This is a genomic window from Blautia acetica (assembly GCF_038739805.1).
Lineage (GTDB): Bacteria > Bacillota > Clostridia > Lachnospirales > Lachnospiraceae > Blautia.
In genome coordinates, this window is the sequence record NZ_JBBEWO010000005.1 from 59,104 (window position 1) to 78,521 (window position 19,418).

17 protein-coding genes and 4 pseudogenes are annotated in these 19,418 nt (G+C 42.3%); all 21 read right to left on the reverse strand.

The window, feature by feature from the left end:
* Window positions 1-88: 88 nt before the first annotated feature.
* Window positions 89-1,270, reverse strand: coding sequence for a pyridoxal phosphate-dependent aminotransferase (locus WBS51_RS04920; RefSeq protein WP_294462986.1), 1,182 nt, complete (start codon window positions 1,268-1,270; stop codon window positions 89-91).
* Between the two features lie 99 nt (window positions 1,271-1,369).
* Window positions 1,370-3,103: an ABC transporter ATP-binding protein gene (locus WBS51_RS04925; protein ID WP_173748392.1), complete on the reverse strand. Its 1,734-nt coding sequence runs from the start codon at window positions 3,101-3,103 to the stop codon at window positions 1,370-1,372.
* 119 nt (window positions 3,104-3,222) lie between these two features.
* On the reverse strand, window positions 3,223-4,485 hold the full coding sequence (locus WBS51_RS04930; RefSeq protein ID WP_294462988.1) for a cation:proton antiporter: 1,263 nt from the start codon (window positions 4,483-4,485) through the stop codon (window positions 3,223-3,225).
* A 30-nt stretch (window positions 4,486-4,515) separates the two neighbouring features.
* Window positions 4,516-5,136: a TetR/AcrR family transcriptional regulator gene (locus WBS51_RS04935; RefSeq protein WP_173748388.1), complete on the reverse strand. Its 621-nt coding sequence runs from the start codon at window positions 5,134-5,136 to the stop codon at window positions 4,516-4,518.
* 759 nt (window positions 5,137-5,895) lie between these two features.
* Window positions 5,896-6,636, reverse strand: a complete 741-nt coding sequence (locus WBS51_RS04940) for an IS1096 element passenger TnpR family protein (RefSeq protein ID WP_294462991.1) — start codon at window positions 6,634-6,636, stop codon at window positions 5,896-5,898.
* A gap of 74 nt (window positions 6,637-6,710) precedes the next feature.
* Complete coding sequence (locus WBS51_RS04945; RefSeq protein WP_226853509.1) at window positions 6,711-6,857, reverse strand: DUF1016 N-terminal domain-containing protein; 147 nt, start codon at window positions 6,855-6,857, stop codon at window positions 6,711-6,713.
* A gap of 358 nt (window positions 6,858-7,215) precedes the next feature.
* Window positions 7,216-8,289, reverse strand: a complete 1,074-nt coding sequence (locus WBS51_RS04950; RefSeq protein WP_173748384.1) for a PDDEXK nuclease domain-containing protein — start codon at window positions 8,287-8,289, stop codon at window positions 7,216-7,218.
* A gap of 79 nt (window positions 8,290-8,368) precedes the next feature.
* Window positions 8,369-8,794, reverse strand: a pseudogene (locus tag WBS51_RS04955) (tyrosine-type recombinase/integrase); the annotation flags it as partial.
* Window positions 8,748-8,978 carry a MerR family transcriptional regulator gene (locus tag WBS51_RS04960; protein WP_173748382.1) on the reverse strand — a complete coding sequence of 77 codons (231 nt, stop codon included), beginning with the start codon at window positions 8,976-8,978 and terminating at the stop codon, window positions 8,748-8,750. The pseudogene WBS51_RS04955 and the gene WBS51_RS04960, both read right to left, overlap by 47 nt.
* Window positions 8,979-9,129: 151 nt before the next feature.
* The gene (locus WBS51_RS04965; protein ID WP_173748380.1) at window positions 9,130-9,489 is read right to left on the reverse strand and encodes a sigma-70 family RNA polymerase sigma factor; all 360 of its coding nucleotides are present in this window, start codon (window positions 9,487-9,489) and stop codon (window positions 9,130-9,132) included.
* Window positions 9,490-9,787: 298 nt separating this feature from the next.
* Window positions 9,788-12,121, reverse strand: coding sequence for an ABC transporter permease (locus WBS51_RS04970; protein WP_294462997.1), 2,334 nt, complete (start codon window positions 12,119-12,121; stop codon window positions 9,788-9,790).
* A complete protein-coding gene (locus tag WBS51_RS04975) occupies window positions 12,118-12,801 on the reverse strand; it encodes an ABC transporter ATP-binding protein (RefSeq protein ID WP_173748376.1) in 684 nt (227 codons plus the stop codon). The genes WBS51_RS04970 and WBS51_RS04975 overlap by 4 nt, the downstream gene beginning before the upstream one ends.
* A 109-nt stretch (window positions 12,802-12,910) precedes the next feature.
* Window positions 12,911-13,948 carry a sensor histidine kinase gene (locus tag WBS51_RS04980; protein WP_173748374.1) on the reverse strand — a complete coding sequence of 346 codons (1,038 nt, stop codon included), beginning with the start codon at window positions 13,946-13,948 and terminating at the stop codon, window positions 12,911-12,913.
* 8 nt (window positions 13,949-13,956) lie between these two features.
* Entirely contained in the window at window positions 13,957-14,643 is a 687-nt protein-coding gene (locus WBS51_RS04985; protein ID WP_173748372.1) for a response regulator transcription factor, read from the reverse strand.
* Window positions 14,636-14,824, reverse strand: a complete 189-nt coding sequence (locus WBS51_RS04990) for a helix-turn-helix domain-containing protein (protein ID WP_173748370.1) — start codon at window positions 14,822-14,824, stop codon at window positions 14,636-14,638. Before WBS51_RS04990 ends, WBS51_RS04985 begins: the two co-directional genes overlap by 8 nt.
* A gap of 285 nt (window positions 14,825-15,109) precedes the next feature.
* A pseudogene (locus WBS51_RS04995) lies at window positions 15,110-15,959 on the reverse strand (hypothetical protein); the annotation flags it as partial.
* 57 nt (window positions 15,960-16,016) lie between these two features.
* A complete protein-coding gene (locus WBS51_RS05000) occupies window positions 16,017-16,445 on the reverse strand; it encodes a hypothetical protein (RefSeq protein WP_173748368.1) in 429 nt (142 codons plus the stop codon).
* Window positions 16,438-17,478: pseudogene (locus tag WBS51_RS05005) on the reverse strand (PDDEXK nuclease domain-containing protein). Before WBS51_RS05005 ends, WBS51_RS05000 begins: the two are co-directional and overlap by 8 nt.
* Before the next feature lie 111 nt (window positions 17,479-17,589).
* A pseudogene (locus WBS51_RS05010) lies at window positions 17,590-17,979 on the reverse strand (ParA family protein); the annotation flags it as partial.
* 476 nt (window positions 17,980-18,455) lie between these two features.
* On the reverse strand, window positions 18,456-18,848 hold the full coding sequence (gene rpsI / locus WBS51_RS05015; protein ID WP_173748331.1) for a 30S ribosomal protein S9: 393 nt from the start codon (window positions 18,846-18,848) through the stop codon (window positions 18,456-18,458).
* 16 nt (window positions 18,849-18,864) lie between these two features.
* A complete protein-coding gene (gene rplM, locus WBS51_RS05020) occupies window positions 18,865-19,293 on the reverse strand; it encodes a 50S ribosomal protein L13 (RefSeq protein ID WP_173748329.1) in 429 nt (142 codons plus the stop codon).
* Between the last annotated feature and the right edge of the window lie 125 nt (window positions 19,294-19,418).

Here is a 19,418-nt window from a genome sequence, read left to right on the forward strand (position 1 = left end):
CTTATTCGTTATACCTTTACAATATCCCTCTACAGAATCATCTTATCATAGTTTCCCTTAAAAACAATGAACTTTTCTAAAAACTTTTCTAAAATTCTTCGGCCAGCTTCCGAAAAGCAGGCATGGCGTTCACAATGGTCTCATAGGACACGCAGTAAGCAATCCGCACATAGCCCGGGCAGGCAAAGGACGCGCCCGGCACCAGCAGAATACGGTGCTTTTTCGCAGCTTCGCAGAACATCTTTTCATCTTCCACCGGAGATTTTACAAACAGGTAAAATGCCCCCTGAGGCTTAATACAGTCGAATCCCAGTTCTTTTAATCCATTGTAAAGGACTTCCCGGTTTCTGTTGTAATAAGGCACGTCTGCTCTTGCATCCAGACATCTGGCCACGGCCCGCTGCATTAAAGACGGAGCATTGACATAGCCCAGGATTCTGGTAGCTGCATTGGCGGCAGCCTGAATCTCTTTCCCGTCGGCCGCCTGATCCGGAATCACCAGATATCCAATGCGTTCTCCGGGAAGGGAGAGGGACTTACTGAAAGAATAGGCCACAATGGTATTGGCGTAATATTTCGTCAAATATGGCACATTCACACCATCATAGGCCAATTCCCGATAAGGTTCGTCTGAAATCAGATAGATGTCTGTTTTCAATTCCTTCTGCTTTCTGTCCAGAATTGCTGTCATCTGCTTGATGGTTTCCTCGGAATACACTACTCCGGTGGGATTGTTGGGGGAGTTTACAATCACAGCCTTTGTTTTCTCTGTAATCTTTTCTTCCAACTCCTTCAGATTAGGCTGAAAAGTCTCTGTATTGGGGCTTACAACCACTACTTTTCCGTCATAATTTGCCACATAAGAATTGTATTCTCCGAAATAAGGGGCAATGACCAGCACCTCGTCCCCGGGATTCAAAAGAGTTTTCAGTATGACGTTTAATCCGCCTGCTGCTCCTACGGTCATCACAATGTTATTCTGGGCAAAGGCAGTTTCAAACCGTTGGTTTAAAGAACGGGCAACCACCTCTCTTACATCTTCGTACCCACTGTTGCTCATATATCCGTGGAGCATCAGAGAGTCTGCCTCCTCCAGTTCTTTTAAAATGGCTTCCTTTACCTGTGGCGGCGCCGGAACATTGGGATTCCCCAGGCTGAAATCATAGACATTCTCTGCACCGTATTCCTTTGCCATTTTCTTTCCTTCTTCAAACATGGCACGAATGGCGGAACTGTTCTTTACAAGTTCTCTCATTTTATCTGCTATCATGGCATTGCTTCCTTTCCCTGTGTTTTATCCTCCATTATACGCCTTTTCCTTTCCATCATCAACGTTTTAATGTGATGCAATGCACAATTTTTTGATTCTTCAGGCAAAAGACAGCTGATACAGGCTGCTGTAAATTCCCTCTTTTTTCATCAGTTCTTCATGAGTTCCTTCCTCGGCAATACCGTCCTCCGTAAGCACCAGAATTCTCTGAGCCTTGCGAATAGTGGAAAGCCGGTGGGCAATGACAAACGTGGTCCTGTCCTTTGCCAGATTTTCCAAAGACTGCTGCACAATTTTTTCACTTTCGTTATCCAGCGCAGAGGTGGCTTCATCAAAAATCAGAATAGGCGGGTTTTTCAGAAAAACTCTGGCAATGGAAAGTCTCTGTTTCTGTCCTCCGGAGAGTTTCACACCCCGCTGTCCGATATCCGTGTCATAACCCTGTTCCAGTTCTGTAATAAATTCATGGGCATTGGCTGCCTTTGCGGCGCGAATGACTTCTTCATCTGTAGCGTCCGGTTTTCCGTACCGGATATTTTCCATAACGGTTCCTGCAAACAAATACACATCCTGCTGTACAATTCCTATCTGGTTTCTCAGACTCTGCAGTTTCAGATTCCGTATATCCTCACCGTCCAGCAGCACGCTTCCCTCCGTCACATCATAAAATCTGGGAATCAAACTGCAAAGTGTAGTTTTTCCTGCGCCGGAACTTCCTACCAGGGCCACATACTCCCCTGCTTTTACCTTGAGGTTTACATGACTTAATACCTTTTCCTGCGTTCCTTCATAGGCAAAAGAGACATTTTCAAAATCAATAGCGCCTTTTACGTCATTGACCTCTTTTGCCTCCGGCGCGTCCTGAATATCCGGAGCCACTGCCATAATTTCCAGGAAACGGGAGTAACCGCTATATCCGTTCTGGAACTGCTCGGTAAAAGTAATCAGCTTTTTCACCGGGTCCGTAAAGTTACTGATATACAAAAGTACCGTTACCAAATCTTCCACCGGCATGGCTCCTTTGGTAAGATAGAAAGCCCCGGTCAGAAGCACAGAAATCGTAATCAGTGTGGTAAAAGCCCCCATACCGCTGTTGTAAGTTCCCATGTATTTGTAGCTGAGTTTCTTGGAATTAACGAACCTTTCATTTCCCTGCCGGAATTTCTTCATCTCCACCTTCTCATTTGCAAACGATTTTACCACACGGATACCGGAAAGACTATCTTCAATCTGGGTGTTAATATCTGCGATTCTGGCTCTGTTTTCCCGAAAGGCTTTTTTCATCTTTTTATTGAAATAAATAGCGTAAAGAATCAAAAATGGAACAAAGAAAAAGGCTGCCAGGGCCAGACGCACATTGATAAACACCAGAATGGCAAAGGCTCCCACAAATTTAATAATGGAAATCACCAAATCTTCGGGGCCGTGGTGGAGCAGTTCGCTGATATCGAATAAATCTGCAGTGATTCTTGATAACAGGTGGCCTACTTTCTGGTTGTCATAAAAGGCGAAAGAGAGTTTCTGATAGTGGCTGAAAATCTCATTTCTCATATCGCGCTCAATACTCGCTCCCATAATGTGACCGTAATAGGCAATATAAAAGTTACAGAATGCTTCTATCAGCACCAGCACAATCATAAAAATTCCCAGTTTTACAATCATACCTGTGGCTGTCTCTGCCGGAAGATGAACAATGGTGCTGGTGATGTAACGCACAATCAACGGAATCACCAGCGTAATTCCGGCCCCCAGAATGGCAAAGAACAGGTCGGAAAAGAAAAGTCCTTTATAGGGCTTGTAATATCCTGCCAGACGTTTTAATGTTTTTGTCATGGTTATGTCTCCTTTGTAAAAATTTTGCTGTACATTCTTTAGTATACGGCAGGTATACGGGTTTGGCAATGATGTTTCACTCTGGTCATTCCTTAACTTTCCATTCCATATGTGCTAAATTATTCGTGACAAATCCCCTCTTCTGGTGCTCTTACCGCTGCAGCACCATTCCCAAATTCGCCTGCCCATTCAAACCCTTTTTTCGCGGCAATCACGGCAATGATTTCATTGATAACAGCCGCAGCCGCAATAGTTCCCTGAATAATCTGAGCGCATTCCGGCGCAGGGCCGCTCAGCACAGAAACTGCAATTCCCGTAAACACCAGCGACACTCCGGAGTGAGGCAAAAGCGTAAATCCCAGATATTTCTTAACCGTTTGCGGCGATTTTGTAATGCTTGCACCGAAATAAGCGCCGAAATATTTACCAAGGGCTCTCGTGGCAATATAAATAGCCGTAAACATTCCCGCACCCATAATCAAATGATAATCCAACGGCGCACCCAGATTCAGAATTACAAGAATCATTGCAATTCCCAGGAATGGATTGAAAGCCTGCATAATCTGTTCCAGTCGTTTCTCGGTAATCATATTGGAAAAGGCGGCAGAAAACGCCATACCAATCAACATAAAATTTAAAACCGGTTTCGGCATTACCACGTTGTTAAAGAAAAATCCAACGCCTGATGTAAGCAAAATATTACCTATTAAGATAACCAGGGTAGCCGAAGAACTTCTCTCTTTTTTTAACATAAGGCCGGCTAGAATTCCCGTGACTGCCTCTATCACCAAGGGAAGAATTACAACCAGCGCAATCATATAGGCCGGAAGTTGTCCTGCAGAAAGATTTCCTGCTACAATAGCAATCGTGGTAAAGAAGATCACACAGCCCACAATATCATCCAGTGCTGCCATAGGAATCAGCGTGTTGGTGACCGGACCGCTTGTCTTAAATTCCCGCACAATGGATAAGGCAGGGGCAGGGGCTGTAGCCAGGGCAATTCCGCCAAATAAAAAGGCCAGGTACAGAGGAATCTCCTGAAAATAAAATACAATTCCGAAAACAAGGGATACAAATAAAAAGGTTCCAACCGACTGTGTAAATGTTGTAATCACAATCGCTTTACCGGAACGTTTGATTTTATTCCACACGAGTTCTGTACCAATCATCAGACCAACGGCACATTCTAAAATATGCACCATTGTCTGATACCACCGGGCGTCTAAAATTTGCTGATTCATCAGGGAAACCGCATGGGGTCCTAAAATCATTCCCGCTATCAGCCAGCCCAATATGGACGGCAATTTGATTTTTGATATCAGCTTTCCTGCCCAAAATGCAAGTACAACAGCTGCTAATAGTCTTATTATCAGAGATATCATCTGTCTCCTCCTCCATGTTTTTTCATAATATTATTCGCTTTTTGCGACACCATATAACATAATATCTAAAATTTTAGAAAGATTTACTTCATGGTCTTCTATCAAAGCAGGAATATCCTCTTTTTCTCCGGACTTGCTTTGAAAATATCCATTATACATTTCCAGAAAAATCATGAAATATTCCATAGCTGCTTCTATGGTTATCCCGTCACGCAGCTGCAGCTGCTGCAACAATTCCCGAAAGCAGTTTACATAAAATTCATCATATGGCTGCCGAAGTGTGTGTATTTCCTCCCGCAAATGCTTTGGAGGCTGCAAAACCGTATAAAAAAAGAGATTGCAATGATACGGATTTTCCTTAAAAAACTGCTGCCGCATTTGAAAAAGGTTATGCAGACTTTTCTGTACATGCTCTGCCTTGTATTCCTTACTCTGAAAGTATGCGGTCATTTCCTTAAAACACTCTTCCACACACTTTAAATACAGTTCGTCCTTATTTTTAAAATTATGATATACCAGTCCCTTTGAAATTCGTTTTTCATTACAGAGTGTTGTCAGGGAAGCGCTGTCATAGCTCTTCGTTCCAAATTCTTCCATTGCTGCTGACAAAATTCTCTCATAAGTAAGCTTTGTCTTTTCTTCTTTTCGCATGTCTCTGCCTCCTATTTTCCCTTCTCGATTTCCCCTGCAAATCCGCTAAGAAACCTTTTATAGACCACATAGTCTATAAATGGATGATATCAAATATTGACCACTCAGTCAATATTTGATAAAAAAATTCTCCAAGACCGAAGTCCTGAAAGGTTGAAATTCTTTTCTGAAATTGTAATTCCAAAAACGTATGATTACCGTTTAGATGATTTACACCCTTGTATTTCCAAGGCAGACGGCGTAATGGAAGCTTTTTTGAGCCATCCGATTATATTTCCTTTGGTTTGGATGATAAAGAATACGAGGGAAATCTGATTTATCTGCTGAAAAGTGGCAGCGAAGATTCTGCACCTTCAGCGGTATCTGAACAGATTTTGGCTCTCTGTACAAAACCAAAATCAAAGAAAGAGCCAATAAACAGGAAAAGACGGCATAGCCCTTGAATGGGGCTCTACCGCCAAATTGAAAAATATACTTCCTTATAACCGACAAACGTTGATTTCCCGGGCCTTTTGAACCATTTTGATACGGTTTGAACAGCAGATTATCTCTTGCTGAACTGAAATTAACGTTTAGAGAGAGGGTGTTGCAAACACGTTACAAACGCAGGACTTCTCATTCTCAGAACACCTCAACGACTACATCTGTTCAATCTTCCTAGCCATCTAGAATAATTTGTGTATGTATCAATTGGTATATCACATGTGGAATCCCCAAAACATTCATTACACGACCCACAATCAATTCATCTCCGCTCATTTACCGTTTATCCGGCTCGAATAAATCTGGATATCTATCACTTCCTGCATATCCACATACACCCATTCTGGGAGAATTACAAATCGGTACCAAAAATTGCCGATCGCAACCCTCTTCCTCTTCACCCTCATTTTCTGCACCTAAGCATTTATCACACCAAAAAGGTACACCTTCACAATACCCTTCAGGATTAACCCACTTTGCCTCATTTTGTTCACAATTGCTGCAAAGAATTTTCGGCGGATTATTTCGAGATAATATTATAATTTCTCTCTTCTTTTTCTCTCCCTCACGACAGCTATGTATGCTCAGCATCAATTCCGTTGTTGAACCAAAATCATATTCGTAAGAAATAGAATCTCCAACATTCACAACATCTTTTAATCGGTAATTCATATTTTTAGATGGCTCTCCCCAAAATCTGTCTGTAACCGGGCAGCTCTCATATTGCGTCCCATGAATTGTAAAAGCGCTGAGATGACCACAGCATTCCACCCAAATATCACGGATAAACTGATCCAGTTCCTTTAATGTAGTATTCTCACTTACTTCGACAATTAACCAATATGCTTTCGCATATTTACCAGAAATGACAATTTGAAAATATCTGCATTTTCTCTTATATGTTTCCATTGCTAGTTTACTTTTTCGTTCTTTACACGCTTCCAAATGACGTAGTATTCCGCTTCTTGTATATTCTTTTCCACAATATTTGCAAAAGCCTTTTGTTTGAGTACCCATAACTTTCCCTCCAATCACTTATTACAGTTCTTTCCTATTCAAGAAATTCTATGATGTACGAATCTAAAAATGGATTATCTTTCAATCCTTTTATCAGATCTGTCAGAATAGGATTCTTTTATGCAAAGAGTTAGATAAAAATGTTTTTCTTCTACAGTTTTTGCTTTTGACATAATTGTCAAATGATTCGTCCAACTAATTTGTGTCAGCAATGCGGACACAAATTCATATTGTTCATTTAATGATTTTCCTGCACCCAAGAAAATCTGTTGCAATAATAACAAGCTAGAACTATATAGATTATACCACTATCTTTGTTTAAAATACATACAAAAAACCTCCCAAGACCGAAATCCTGAGAGGTTGAAATTCTTTTTGAAATTGTACATTCTGAAACGTATGATTATCGTTTGCTGAACTGAAGCGCACGACAAGCTGCCTTGAGACCGTATTGCGCGAGTTTTTGAGCTGTTTTTCCTTGACATTCCGGGCTTTTCCGGCTTTCTGCTTCTCAGTTATCCGGTGTGCGAACCACCAAAATTGTTCCGATTCTTTATGAATAGCTAGGCACCTTTATTGTCAGCCTTCCGTATCTTTCCGCAGTTCACTTTCAATCTCATCAATCGAAGGCAACGAACCTTTAAAATTCTCCGGTATCAGTTTTGACAATTCATATGCTGACACGCCCAGAGGCTGACTGCTTGCTTCCAGTGCGTACTGTGCTTTTATATCATCCTTGGATTTACACACTAACAAGCCAAGCGTCGGTTCATCTTTCTCTGTTTTTAGCTGATGATTAACCGCCACTACATAGGTTCCCAGCTGGCCAGCATAGGATGATTCAAATTCCGTGACCTTTACCTCAACTACTACATAGCAATGTAGGCGAATATGGTAAAACAACATATCAATGAAGTTCTCTGTTGAACCAATTTCAATTCGATATTCCCGTCCCACAAAAGCAAATCCATTACCCAGTTCCAAAAGAAACTTCTGAATATTATCCATCAGTGCATCCTTCAGTTCCTTTTCGTTATAGCTTTGGGTCAAGGTAATGAAATCAAACTTATATGGGTCTTTTGTGATTTCCTGTGCCAAATCGCTCTGTATGGCCGGAAGTGTCAGATTAAAATTTGTGATTGCCTTTCCCTGCCGCTCATAAAGATCTGTATCTAAAAAATTCAGCAATACGGCGCGCGACCAATTATTTTGAATCACTTGATTTACAAAGAACACTGCTTTTTTCGGATTTCCATTACACTTATCAATAATAATCTTATGATGTCCCCACGGAATTGCAAAAAGCGGCTCAATTTCTTCGTTTCTGAAATCTTCCCCAAGTTGGGGAAAATTTGAAACTTCGCTATATAGTTCTGCAAATTTCTGCATATATCGTAAGTTTGTCTCCGAAAATGACTTTACATCCGGCAGTTCCCTACGCAGATCACGACTGATTGTTTTGTAAAAGCTCTGTCCATAAGAGAACGTATCTTTTCTATCATGAAGTTCTTTTCCTAACTGCCAGTAAAATCGAAGCATCTCATCATTCACTTTCACCGCAGCCTTAATCTGGCTTTGATGAAAGCGTTTACTCACTTCGGAAATCCACTCTCTATATTGAGCATCCACTTCTATTAATTTATCCATATCCATCCCTCATATCCATACCGAGATACTGTGTGCGACAATTCCTGTTTAAAACTTGATAGGCCAAACTGGCATTTCAAATATATTATTTATCATGTATAAACGCCTGATTCACTACACCAAAAAGTTCTTCAGGTTTATTGTACTTTACCTTTGCGTAGATGTCCATAGTTGTTTTACTGTTTTCACGTCCTGCAAGGTACTGAACCGTCTTAGGGTCCACTCCTGCATAGAGAAGATTGGTGATGTAAGTGTGCCGTAGCTGATGTGGTATCACATCAAAGTCCAGAGTATATTTGATTTTGGGTTGATTCTTCTGGGTCATGCCCAGCGTTGGAGTAACCGTATATTTGATACTCTCCCCATTTACATACTTATAGTAATTCCGTGGCTTAGTGGATCGGACAACTACATACTGCCATACCCTTTGAAATTGTGAAGCAGCTAACGGTTCTCCTTTACTGTCAGCAATCACATAATCTGATATGGAGTTTTCTTTCGCTTCTCTCAGCAGGCTTTGCCCTGTGCGTACATTTTGCGATATACTCCTGGAGACCTGCCGCAGTAAAATACACACAGTCATTCTGAACATACTGCACATAAGAAATCAAGCCGTTGTTACGGGCGGCATCCAGCGTTGCGATGCTGATTCCTAAGATTTCAGCAGCTTCTTTTCGTGTAATGAGTTTTTCCATAGACCATATTCCCTCCAATCTGTCAAGGTTATCATCGTGCTTTCAAAATCACATGAATACGCTAGCGCGGTTGTCATAACTCCGCAGCGTCGTTTTACTTGTGCGCCGCAGGGTTCCCCCCAAGTCTTTAGGCGGCCGTGAAGAAGTATCTTTAAGCCCCCGTGCAGTCCTCGCGCCGGATACTGTCACAGACACGGCTTGGATCTACACTCTCTGCTGCGGCGATCTCGCTCACGCGCATACCTAAGTAATACCGGGCATAGATCTGCTCCCACAGCTGCTTTTCCTCCAGAAGCATTTCCGGCGTTGCGGGCTTCAGCAAGATTGCATTTTCAATGCCATTGTCGCAATCCAGGGAGTAGTACGCCTTATAGCGATACATCCTCCGGTCATAAGCAGCTTCCGCACGCTCAGAGGCTCGGATTGTCTCCAACACATCTTCTGTTACTTCTACAAAGTAATCGGTTTTATAAACATCGGGATATAAGTCCCTAAGATTGACTTTCTTCATTATGTACCTCCATTTCGATTCACGGGCAGTTGACGGGTGAACCAAACGAAGGCGGGGAACGGCAGCGGTAACAAACCGCTCGTCTATCTAAAAAACGGCAAGCAAAAACTCCAGCTCCCCACAAAGGGATACTGGCGCGACAAGAAAACCTATGATTATACTGGTTTACAAGGCTTGATAATGCCGATATAGCATCCTCCTAAAATGCCGCCCCTGCTGATTGCATGAGGGTCGTCGGGTTTCTGCTTTACGACGGCTTTTTTTCTTTTGCCGTCGTGCGGCAGATTAAAACATAAAACTATAATTCATTGATGGTTGCAGTAATTGGCATATTGCGAATTCTCTTTGCAGGAGCATAGACAGACACAATAGCAGATATAAAGATAAAGGCAACGACAATTCCAAACCATAGGATAGGAAATCTCCACTCAATTCCAAAATAATGTGTAATTAGGCGATTATATAAAAATCGGCTAAGAGGAAGTCCAATGCCACATCCAACCATCAAACCAGAAATTGCATAGGTGTACGCTTCCGCAGAAATCATTCGTTTAAGCTGCCTATTATCCATACCAACAGCTCGCATTGCACCATACTGCTTAATCCGCGCAGATACACTCATAGAGATGCTATTGACGATATTAAACAGCGAGATAACTCCGATAATAGCTAAAAAACCATAACAAACAATTCGTGCAGCCCAATAGGTAGCATTATTTTGTCTATTGCCTTCACGCTGATCTGTAATGATAATATCATCGTTTTCAAGGCTTCTAATTTCTGCTATCGTTTCTTCAGTTGCGTTTGAATCTAACTGAATTCCAATAAGACCATACTTTGTATCGCCCATGATACGGTCAAATGTTTCCTGCGAACAAATAATAATCAAATCATCTCCGAATAGCCCTTGTGACAGAGCGCAGGTAATCTCGACTTCTTCACCTGCAAACTGGATGGTATCACCGATGCGCAAGGAATTGTTTCTATTAAATACGGTTGCCACTTTATTACTGTCCCCGTAAACTGCATCTAATGCTCCCTGCGCAATACTACCTTTTGAGTAATCCAGAAGTGTATCATCATAAGAAACAATATTGATATGGTCTATTCCTGCCCTTGAAGATGTTGCAGGAATGTTTTCTACATAGCTACTTCCATAAGCATTTGCAACCCCATCTATTTTTTTGATTTCATCGACCAAGCTGCGCTCAATATCCATTTTATTTGCATAACTGGATAATGATATATCGGCTGATGTGACACTTAACGATGGAACAAGTTGCTTTGCAAAATCTAAAATTACAGAAAAAGAAAAAACCAATATAATAGTCAGTGCAAAGGAAGCCGTCATCAGAAACCAGTTTTTCTTTTTTTCAACCGCATGATGTATGCCAAGTGAATTATCAATTTTTCCTAGGCTAAACTTGATAGCGTGTTTAACAGAAGATTTATTACCTACATTGCCAGAAACCGCAGATATGGGTGAAACTTTAGCAGCCCGCTTTGCTGGGGATTGTGCTGCTAAAAATACTGTTACCACTCCAACAACTACGCCACTGATAAGTCCAACAGGGCTGATCTGAAAGACTGGCGTTGTAGAAAATTCTCCACCAATTCCATAATGAAGTGTGGCACAAATAATCCAACTAATTATTGTTCCAAAAACCACTCCAATAGGTACCGCGGTTTTACACCAGTTCAATGCCTCCAAACAGACAAAACGGATAATTTGTTGACGACTTGCACCAATGCAACGCAACATTCCAAAAAATTGAGTTCGTTGCGCAATGATGCTATTCATACTGCCAGAAATCATCAATATTCCTGCCAGCAACACTAAAGCAAATAGAATTGCTGCCAATCCGTACATACTCTGCATCGCTGTATTGTTGCTTTGCCCAGCCATGCCCATAACGCCGGTATTTTCAGAAATACTCCCATCGGATAATTGATACTGTGTCTGTAGTTCTGTTATTGCATTTGCCGCTTTCGCTGCACTTTCAAACTGCACATAATAGGTCAACTCATTGTTTGTTACTCCGTTTTGTGCCATAACAGAAGTAAATGCACTTTGCGTCAGATAAGAGCCTATCAAGTAAGTCTGATTGCTATAATAGCTTTCATCATCTGTACCAAAGCCGGAGATTGTAAATGTCCGATCTCCAGCAGGGGTATGCAAGGTTACGCTATCCCCAAGCTGTACTCCTAAAGCAGTTACAGAATTAGGTGTAAGCATAACTTCCTCATCGTTCGCCGGAAATGTTCCTTCTACAATTCCATTTGAAATCTGAGTAATATAGACTTCATCGGTGCCATACAAAACAGTTCGTTTTTCGTTGACTCGGTACGGTTGTTCTCCTTCAAAATTAAATTGAGAGGCTACACCAACTGCTGTAACATCTGAACGATTACTGATTTCATTCGCATTGTTCTGTGAAATATTTTTTATTGCAATGTGCCAGTTTCCGTGATTACTTATCATAAAATCGCTTTCTGTTCGTATCATCATGTCAGCAACACTGAAAATAGCTGTGACAAGAAACACCGAAATGATAATACACAAGACAGTCATACGATTTTGCCGCTTGCGTACCTTTGCAGAAATCGGAATGAGACTAAGATAGCTTTTCATTCACGGCACCTCCCAAAATCAGTCAAAGTGCCATCCGATACCTGTAATACCCGGTCTGCCGTTTGCGCAATACTGCGGTTGTGGGTAATCATAATGATGGTCTGCTCGTATCTTTTTGATGTTTCTTTGAGCAATGCTATGACCTCACTGCTGTTTTGTGAATCCAAATTTCCTGTTGGCTCATCTGCCAGAATCAGAGAAGGACGGGTAATCAATGCGCGGCCAATCGCCACTCTCTGTTGTTGACCGCCGGAAAGCTGACTGGGTAAATGATTACGACGATCTTTCAAATTCAAAACCGTCAGCAGTTCCTCCAAATCTCTCTTGTCCGGCTTTTGATAATCCAGCAACAGCGGAAAAATCATATTCTGTTCCACCGTCAGCTCCGGAATCAGATTAAACGCCTGGAAGATAAAGCCGATATTCCTGCGGCGGAATACCGTCAGTTTTCGGTCATTCATGGAAAAAATGTCCTTGCCATCAATTAGCACCTTTCCCGAAGTCGGCAGATCCAAAGCACCGATCATATTCAGCAGTGTGCTTTTACCGGAGCCGGATTCTCCAACGATTGCCACATATTCTCCTTTGGGAACAGAAAAGCTGACATCTCTCAGCGCCTTTACAGCGGTTTCACCGCTGCCATAGATCTTACAAATATTCTTGACCTCTAATAAATTCATAGTGCAAACACCTCTTTCTTATGTTCTTGCGATGCAGACAGGTAGGCTTCCTTTCCTGTCTGCGATTGAAAGAATAGCACTGAAATATTACTGTAACCCTACAATCAGCCTACAATTTTGTAGGAATCAGAAAATTTATCGTGAAACTTGTCCCTCTGCCCAACTCACTGTCTACCTCGATTGCTCCTCCATGTGCTTCAATTACTGCTTTCGCAAGTGGAAGGCCCAGACCGATACCCTGTGTATCTTTTGAAAAACGGCTGCGATAAAACCGTTTGAAAATATGGTGTATATCTTCCGGGTGGATGCCACATCCATTGTCCTTTACCACAATTTGAACACCTGATGGCAACGCCTTCCATGTAATGCCAATGACAGCACCACTTTCCGTATGGTCAAACGCATTTTTCACAATATTGTCGATTGCCTCAGACAGCCAATCACGATCACAGAAAAGAGAAAGATGATCCGAGCCAGACAGAATGATTTTCTTCTTTTCCTGTCTGGCTCTATATGCAAAATGCAGTTCAATATCCCGCATCATATCCGCCACATTCTCTGTGGTCTTTTCCAACACAATGGCACCGGCATCCAGTTTTGTAATCTTGAGCAGGTTTTGCACCAGCGTTTCAATGCGGTCAAGTTCCTGTTCGGATAAATCAGCAAATTCTTTTACCGCACTCAATTCCATATCCCCGTCCTGAAGCAGACCATTATAAATATTCAAAGCAGCCAGCGGTGTTTTCAGTTGGTGGGAAATATCCGAGATTGTATTTTTCAAAAACTCCTTTTCCCGGAGTTCGTTATCTGCGTGAGCATTTAAGACAGCCGCCAGAGAATTAACGGTATGAAACAACCGATATAGTTCGCCCTCATCATCACATTCAATACGGGCATTGTGATTGCCGTCAAGATACGCATGAATCTGTGATACTGCCTGTTCCATGACTTGATTTTGCTTTTTGAAATAAGAACAACCCACCGCCAATATCGCTCCTCCTGCCAATACGAAAACTAGCAATAGGAACAAAGAAAACCGCTGATAGAACAACCATAAGAACCCTTGTGTCAACAGAAGGGAGGCTACCCAAATAACGGATACTGCAAAAGACAATTTTTTGATTTCTTTGTTTGCAAATATTTTCATAGGCCACCTCACCGGGTCACATTCCATTTGTACCCCATTCCCCGAACTGTCAGGAGCATTTGCGGTTCACTCGGATTATCCTCGATCTTTATACGCAGCCGCCTCATATATACGGTAAGGGTACTGCTGTCAATATAATTCCCATCACAGTCCCATAGCTTATCTAAAATTTGTTCTTTGGTAAGTACCATGTTCGGGTTTCTCATAAACAGACATAGCAGCTTATATTCTGCGGCAGTCAAATCCAATAGCTTTTCATTCTTAAACACCTGCCCTTGCAGCAAAAGCACTTTCATTCCGTTGGATTCCAGCTGTGTATCTGCGGAGCTGAAATCTTTTGCCCGACGAAGCAGCGCATTTACTCTGGATACTAACACTCCCAGCTTAAACGGTTTTGTAATATAATCATCTCCGCCAATGTCCAATCCCATGATAATGTTCATTTCTTCATCTGCCGCTGTCAAAAAAATGATGGGAACTTTGGAAACTTGCCGCACTTTTTTGCAAAATTCAAATCCGGTGCCATCTGGCAGGGATACATCAAGCACCAGCAAATCGTATTTTCCATCCGTCCACAAACTATCTGCTTCTTTGAGAGTTCTGGCAACAACTAATTCAAATCCCTGTTTTTTGAACGCAAAAGAAAGCCCGTTAATCAGGCTCAGATCATCTTCAAGAAGTAATATGTTACTCATGCTTTTGCTCCTTTCCTTGTTTTGTCCGACCATCAATCGGCTTCTCCGCAGTTTTAGGAATCAGCCAGACGCCAGCCATCTTCACAGCGCCGGGGATACGCCCACCAGAGCAATAATAATTTACCCTACGAGATGTCACGCCCCATTTTTCGGCGGCCTCTTTCAATGTCATATAATCCATTTCGCACCTCCACAGGATGTATTATAGTTCCCTTTCTCGAACAATACAAGTGTGTAGAAATATCATCCTCAAAAAATCAGCATAATCAATCCTATCAACCGGCATAATAAGGTTATTCCTTTGTGCAAATCGGCACGATAGAATATACTTAAGGTGAGTGAAATTTGACTGTTTCCTCACTGGCTCCTTTCATTTTCGGGTAAAAAGGGGCAGCGCCTACAAGCCCCTTTGAACACAGAATTTCATTCTGTGGCTGCGCGTTCTGCGAACGCTTTTGAACAGGACCAGCTGACCGTGGTCTTTTTCAACATCCTGTTCTACCTCCATTTTCCGTACCCGAGCCACATTGGCCTTTGCCGTTAAAAGCTCCCGCATTTCCTCGCGGGAACGCCGGTACTCGGCATAGATTTTTTTCTTTTCTTCCAGCAATTTCGCATACTCCGTCTGCAACTCTTTGACCTTGGGCAGTTTCTTGACGCCCATCTTATCAAAGGCATTCTTGGCAGCCTGGTGGAGCAGAATTTTTTCCTCATGTTCCTCCCGGAATTTCTTAGAGTAGCCTGCCTTGCGGTATGCCACATAAACCTCACAGGTCTTGGTATAATTTACGATATGGGTACGCAAAACGGCAATCTCTGCCATGCTTTTTTCAGCAGCTTTGATCTGCGCTGAAACCTCATTGTGATGTACCGTAGCAGCCGCAGCCTTTTCTTCCAAAACCGCGTACTCCAGCAAGTTATGCTCCGACAGGTAATTCATGGTCTGCGCCATTTGCTTCAGATTGAAAACTTTGGCCCAACGAGCATAACCAGCACTTTTTCCTGCCTGCAATTTTGCCTGAATATCCACCAGCAAGTTGACCTTCGGCGGCTCTGTATGTGCGACCATTTTCTTTCGTGAGGTATGCTGCTTTTTCCCAGCCAGCACCGCGCACTCGTCCGGTAGCGGCAATATACTGCCGCTTTGCCAGAAGAAACTCTGCATCAGCAGTTCGGCTGTCACACGCATAACCGGTGATAAGCCTGCCGTTATCTGTTTTTTGTGGGTTGGCCACATAGTCGATGATGTCACTGATTGCCCGACTTTCTGTGCGGCCTTTGCCGACATGAAGCGGCATGATTCTTGTGGTTGCCATAAGTCATACCTCCTTTCCCCAAAAGAAAAGAACAGCTGTGTGAGAGCTGTCCTTTGATCAATCTGAAATTTCAATATTCTGTTGTGCTTTTAGAGCTACAATCCGTTTGGTATCCACAAAATGAGTGGCGTACCATTTTTCAATTTCAGGATTTCCGATTTTGCTGAATCGCAGCGGAATCACCGGCTTGTGACCCTGACCATTTTTCTTTTTTACGCCCCACTGTTTGTAATAGCAGAATGATGGCTTTAAGCCGGTTTTCTGTGCATACACCCGCATCTGGTGCATAATAAACGAGAGCTTGCGCAGATTGACGGTACAGACCCGTTCCAGGTAATCTACCCGCCCGAACCGCCAGTCCTCATATTTTTGTTTTGGCAGAACGCCAATTTCCATCAACACATCCACTGGAGCTGCATAGCCGCGCTGCTGGCATTGGTGATAAACAGATGAATGTACTTTCCCAATCAGTTCTTTATCATTCATGGTCGTTGTCTTTCTTTTCGTTCCAGCTTTTCAAAACAGCTTCCACCTGAGCAATCAACTGCTCCTTATTGGGCATATAGAGAACATAACGGGATGCAAAGATGTTGTTTGACAAGCCACCCAAAGCATATTCTGCCGCAATACTGTCTTTTTCCGTACAGAGGATAATGCCGATAGGAGGGTTATCATCTGGATCATTGACTTCCGCAGCATAGTAGTTTAAGTACATATTAAGTTGACCTGCGGCTTCTGGTGTGAGCTTTTTTGTTTTCAGTTCGATTAGCACATAAGCACGAAGAATTTTGTTATAAAATACCATGTCTACATAGTAGTGGGTATTGTTCAAAGTCACACGCTGCTGAGTTCCAACAAACATAAAACCGCGCCCAAGCTCCAAAAGAAATTTTTCAATTTGTGCGACAAGCGCTTTTTCCAAATCGCTTTCTAACATGGGCTTATTTTCAGGCACACCCAAAAATTCAAACACATAGGGGTCACGGATAATGTCAGATGGCTGTCTGATTTCAATTCCATTCTGTGCCAGCGAAAGAACCTTTTCCTTGTTGGCATCTCCATCAGATAAAAGCAGTCGTTCATACAACGAACTGCCAATCTGTCGTTTTAATTCCCGGACTGACCAGCCGGAATTGACAGCCTCTTTTTCATAAAAGCTACGCTTGTTATCATCGGAAATGCTTAAAAGCTCACAGTAATGGGACCAAGATAATTTGCCAGACACCGTCTGGCATTTTTCATAAGCAAGATAAAATGCCCGCATATTTTGCAGATTGGATCGTGAAAAACCTTTTCCAAATTCCTGTGTCAGCTCTTTAGAAAGTTCCTTTAAGGTTTACTTTCCATAATCTGCACGAACCTGGTTTTGCTGTTCATATTCCACAATAATCCGTCCAATATTCCAGTAGGTTGTCAGTAGCTGCGTATTAACCTGTTGGGCAACATTTTTTCTGGAATTTTCCAGCAACTCTCGAATTTCCAGAATCATGGAACTGCTTGGCGTTAATTGATTTTTCATACACGTCCTCCTTATCTAAAAACTGTCCACACTCAGTGGCAGAATATATTTTCATAGTTATTAGTATATCCCATTTTCAAGAGAAAGTAAAATAGCACCAGTGATAGATTTCATGAGGATATGGGAGTATTGCCCCTTCAGCGTGTCCAGATATTGCCGCAAGATAGTCTCACGGCTCATGGCATTTACCAGAGATACTTCCATACCGGATAACTGGATGTCCGCAGGCATCAGGTCTACACCCTCCGGGTGGTGCAGGATACCCTCACCGGGACGAAGCGGCTCATCCATCAGGATACGCCCCATAGCGTCCGACAGCGTAAAGGGCAGCTTGTCCGGTTGGGGATTGCCCAGGCTGATGGTTAGGCTCCCTTGTGGGTCTCCGTCGATCAGCAGGACTTTCTTTCCGGCCTGTGCCAAACCGATTCCAAGATTGGCACAGGTGGTGGTTTTGCCAACGCCGCCCTTCTGATTGGAGATGGCGATGATTTGCGTGTTCATTGACTTCACCTCATTTCTGATTGTTGCTGTTGCTTCTGAAAATAGAAAAAGCCGCCACTCCAAAATGAAAAATGAAGTGACGGCTCTTTCTATCGCCGGAATGCTAATTCCTGAAACGAAAAAAGCACCCAGTCATTATACTGAGTGCTGTATCAAATTCATATTCAATTATTCAAATTAGGTCAAACTATGCCAAACTGCCACAGCCAAAAACGAGGGGAAATAGGGCTGAAAAGCGCCCCCCAAAACCCCCCAAAAATCGGCTCTCGGTTAACCACTTTGGGAACCACTCGCCCCTCTTTTTGCCCTCTTTTTGGCCGGTTAACCACTTGCGGACCACTAAAAATTGGGTGAAAATGGCTCTCGTTTAGCCAAATTTAGTCAAACTATATCAGCCCTTTTAGATATAGTAAAACCCCGGAAGACCTTGATTTTCCGGGGTTTTTGAACCATTTTGATACGGTTTGAACAGCAGATTATCTCTTGCTGAACTGAGGCGCGCGACGAGCTGCCTTGAGACCGTATTTCTTTCTTTCTTTCATACGTGGGTCACGAGTTAAGAATCCAGCTGCTTTTAAAGCAGGTCTGTATTCGCTGTCAGCTTCCAGTAATGCTCTGGAGATACCATGACGAATTGCACCAGCCTGTCCTGTGAATCCACCACCATGAACGTTTACTAAAACATCGAATTTGTCAGCTGTTTCTGTCAGTGTTAATGGCTGACGAACAACAACTTTTAATGTTTCTAATCCAAAATATTCATCAATATCTCTTTTGTTGATTGTGATTTTACCTGTACCTGGTACTAAGTATACACGAGCTACAGATGATTTTCTTCTTCCTGTTCCATAGAATTTTGTACTAGCCACTGTGATTTACCTCCTATTAAAATGTTAATACTTCTGGTTTCTGAGCTGCATTTTTGTGCTCTGGTCCAGCGTATACATGTAATTTTTTAATCATGGATCTTCCTAATGGTCCTTTTGGAAGCATACCTTTAACAGCAAGCTCAATAACTTTTTCAGGTTTTTTATCCATCATCTCTTTTAATGTTGTTTCTTTCATACCGCCAACATATTCAGAGTGGTTGTAGTAAATCTTCTGATCCATCTTCTTGCCTGTAACTTTTACTTTCTCAGCGTTTACTACGATTACATAATCACCTGTGTCAACGTGAGGTGTGAAAACAGGTTTGTTTTTTCCTCTTAAAACTTTAGCAATTTCAGATGCAAGACGTCCTAATGTCTGTCCATCAGCATCAACAACATACCATTTTCTTTCAATCTTATCCGGATTAGCCATATAAGTGTTCATGGTTTTACCTCCTATTATCAACAATATAGAATATTTTCATCATCATAAATCAATTAAACCGGACGCCTTTGAACATACCATACCGGGGCTTTTGGCTAGGCATTTCCAATCCACGTCACATTGAT

Coding starts and splice junctions, on each gene's coding strand:
- WBS51_RS04935 (WP_173748388.1), bottom strand. CDS start 5,136: ATGCGAAAAGAAGAAAAGACAAAGCTTACTTATGAGAGAATTTTGTCA.
- WBS51_RS04970 (WP_294462997.1), bottom strand. CDS start 12,121: ATGAAAAGCTATCTTAGTCTCATTCCGATTTCTGCAAAGGTACGCAAG.
- WBS51_RS04975 (WP_173748376.1), bottom strand. CDS start 12,801: ATGAATTTATTAGAGGTCAAGAATATTTGTAAGATCTATGGCAGCGGT.
- WBS51_RS04925 (WP_173748392.1), bottom strand. CDS start 3,103: ATGACAAAAACATTAAAACGTCTGGCAGGATATTACAAGCCCTATAAA.
- WBS51_RS04965 (WP_173748380.1), bottom strand. CDS start 9,489: ATGAAGAAAGTCAATCTTAGGGACTTATATCCCGATGTTTATAAAACC.
- WBS51_RS04930 (WP_294462988.1), bottom strand. CDS start 4,485: ATGATATCTCTGATAATAAGACTATTAGCAGCTGTTGTACTTGCATTT.
- WBS51_RS04920 (WP_294462986.1), bottom strand. CDS start 1,270: ATGATAGCAGATAAAATGAGAGAACTTGTAAAGAACAGTTCCGCCATT.
- WBS51_RS05000 (WP_173748368.1), bottom strand. CDS start 16,445: ATGAATGATAAAGAACTGATTGGGAAAGTACATTCATCTGTTTATCAC.
- WBS51_RS04980 (WP_173748374.1), bottom strand. CDS start 13,948: ATGAAAATATTTGCAAACAAAGAAATCAAAAAATTGTCTTTTGCAGTA.
- WBS51_RS04990 (WP_173748370.1), bottom strand. CDS start 14,824: ATGGATTATATGACATTGAAAGAGGCCGCCGAAAAATGGGGCGTGACA.
- rplM (WP_173748329.1), bottom strand. CDS start 19,293: ATGAACACTTATATGGCTAATCCGGATAAGATTGAAAGAAAATGGTAT.
- WBS51_RS04940 (WP_294462991.1), bottom strand. CDS start 6,636: ATGGGTACTCAAACAAAAGGCTTTTGCAAATATTGTGGAAAAGAATAT.
- WBS51_RS04985 (WP_173748372.1), bottom strand. CDS start 14,643: ATGAGTAACATATTACTTCTTGAAGATGATCTGAGCCTGATTAACGGG.
- WBS51_RS04960 (WP_173748382.1), bottom strand. CDS start 8,978: ATGGAAAAACTCATTACACGAAAAGAAGCTGCTGAAATCTTAGGAATC.
- WBS51_RS04950 (WP_173748384.1), bottom strand. CDS start 8,289: ATGGATATGGATAAATTAATAGAAGTGGATGCTCAATATAGAGAGTGG.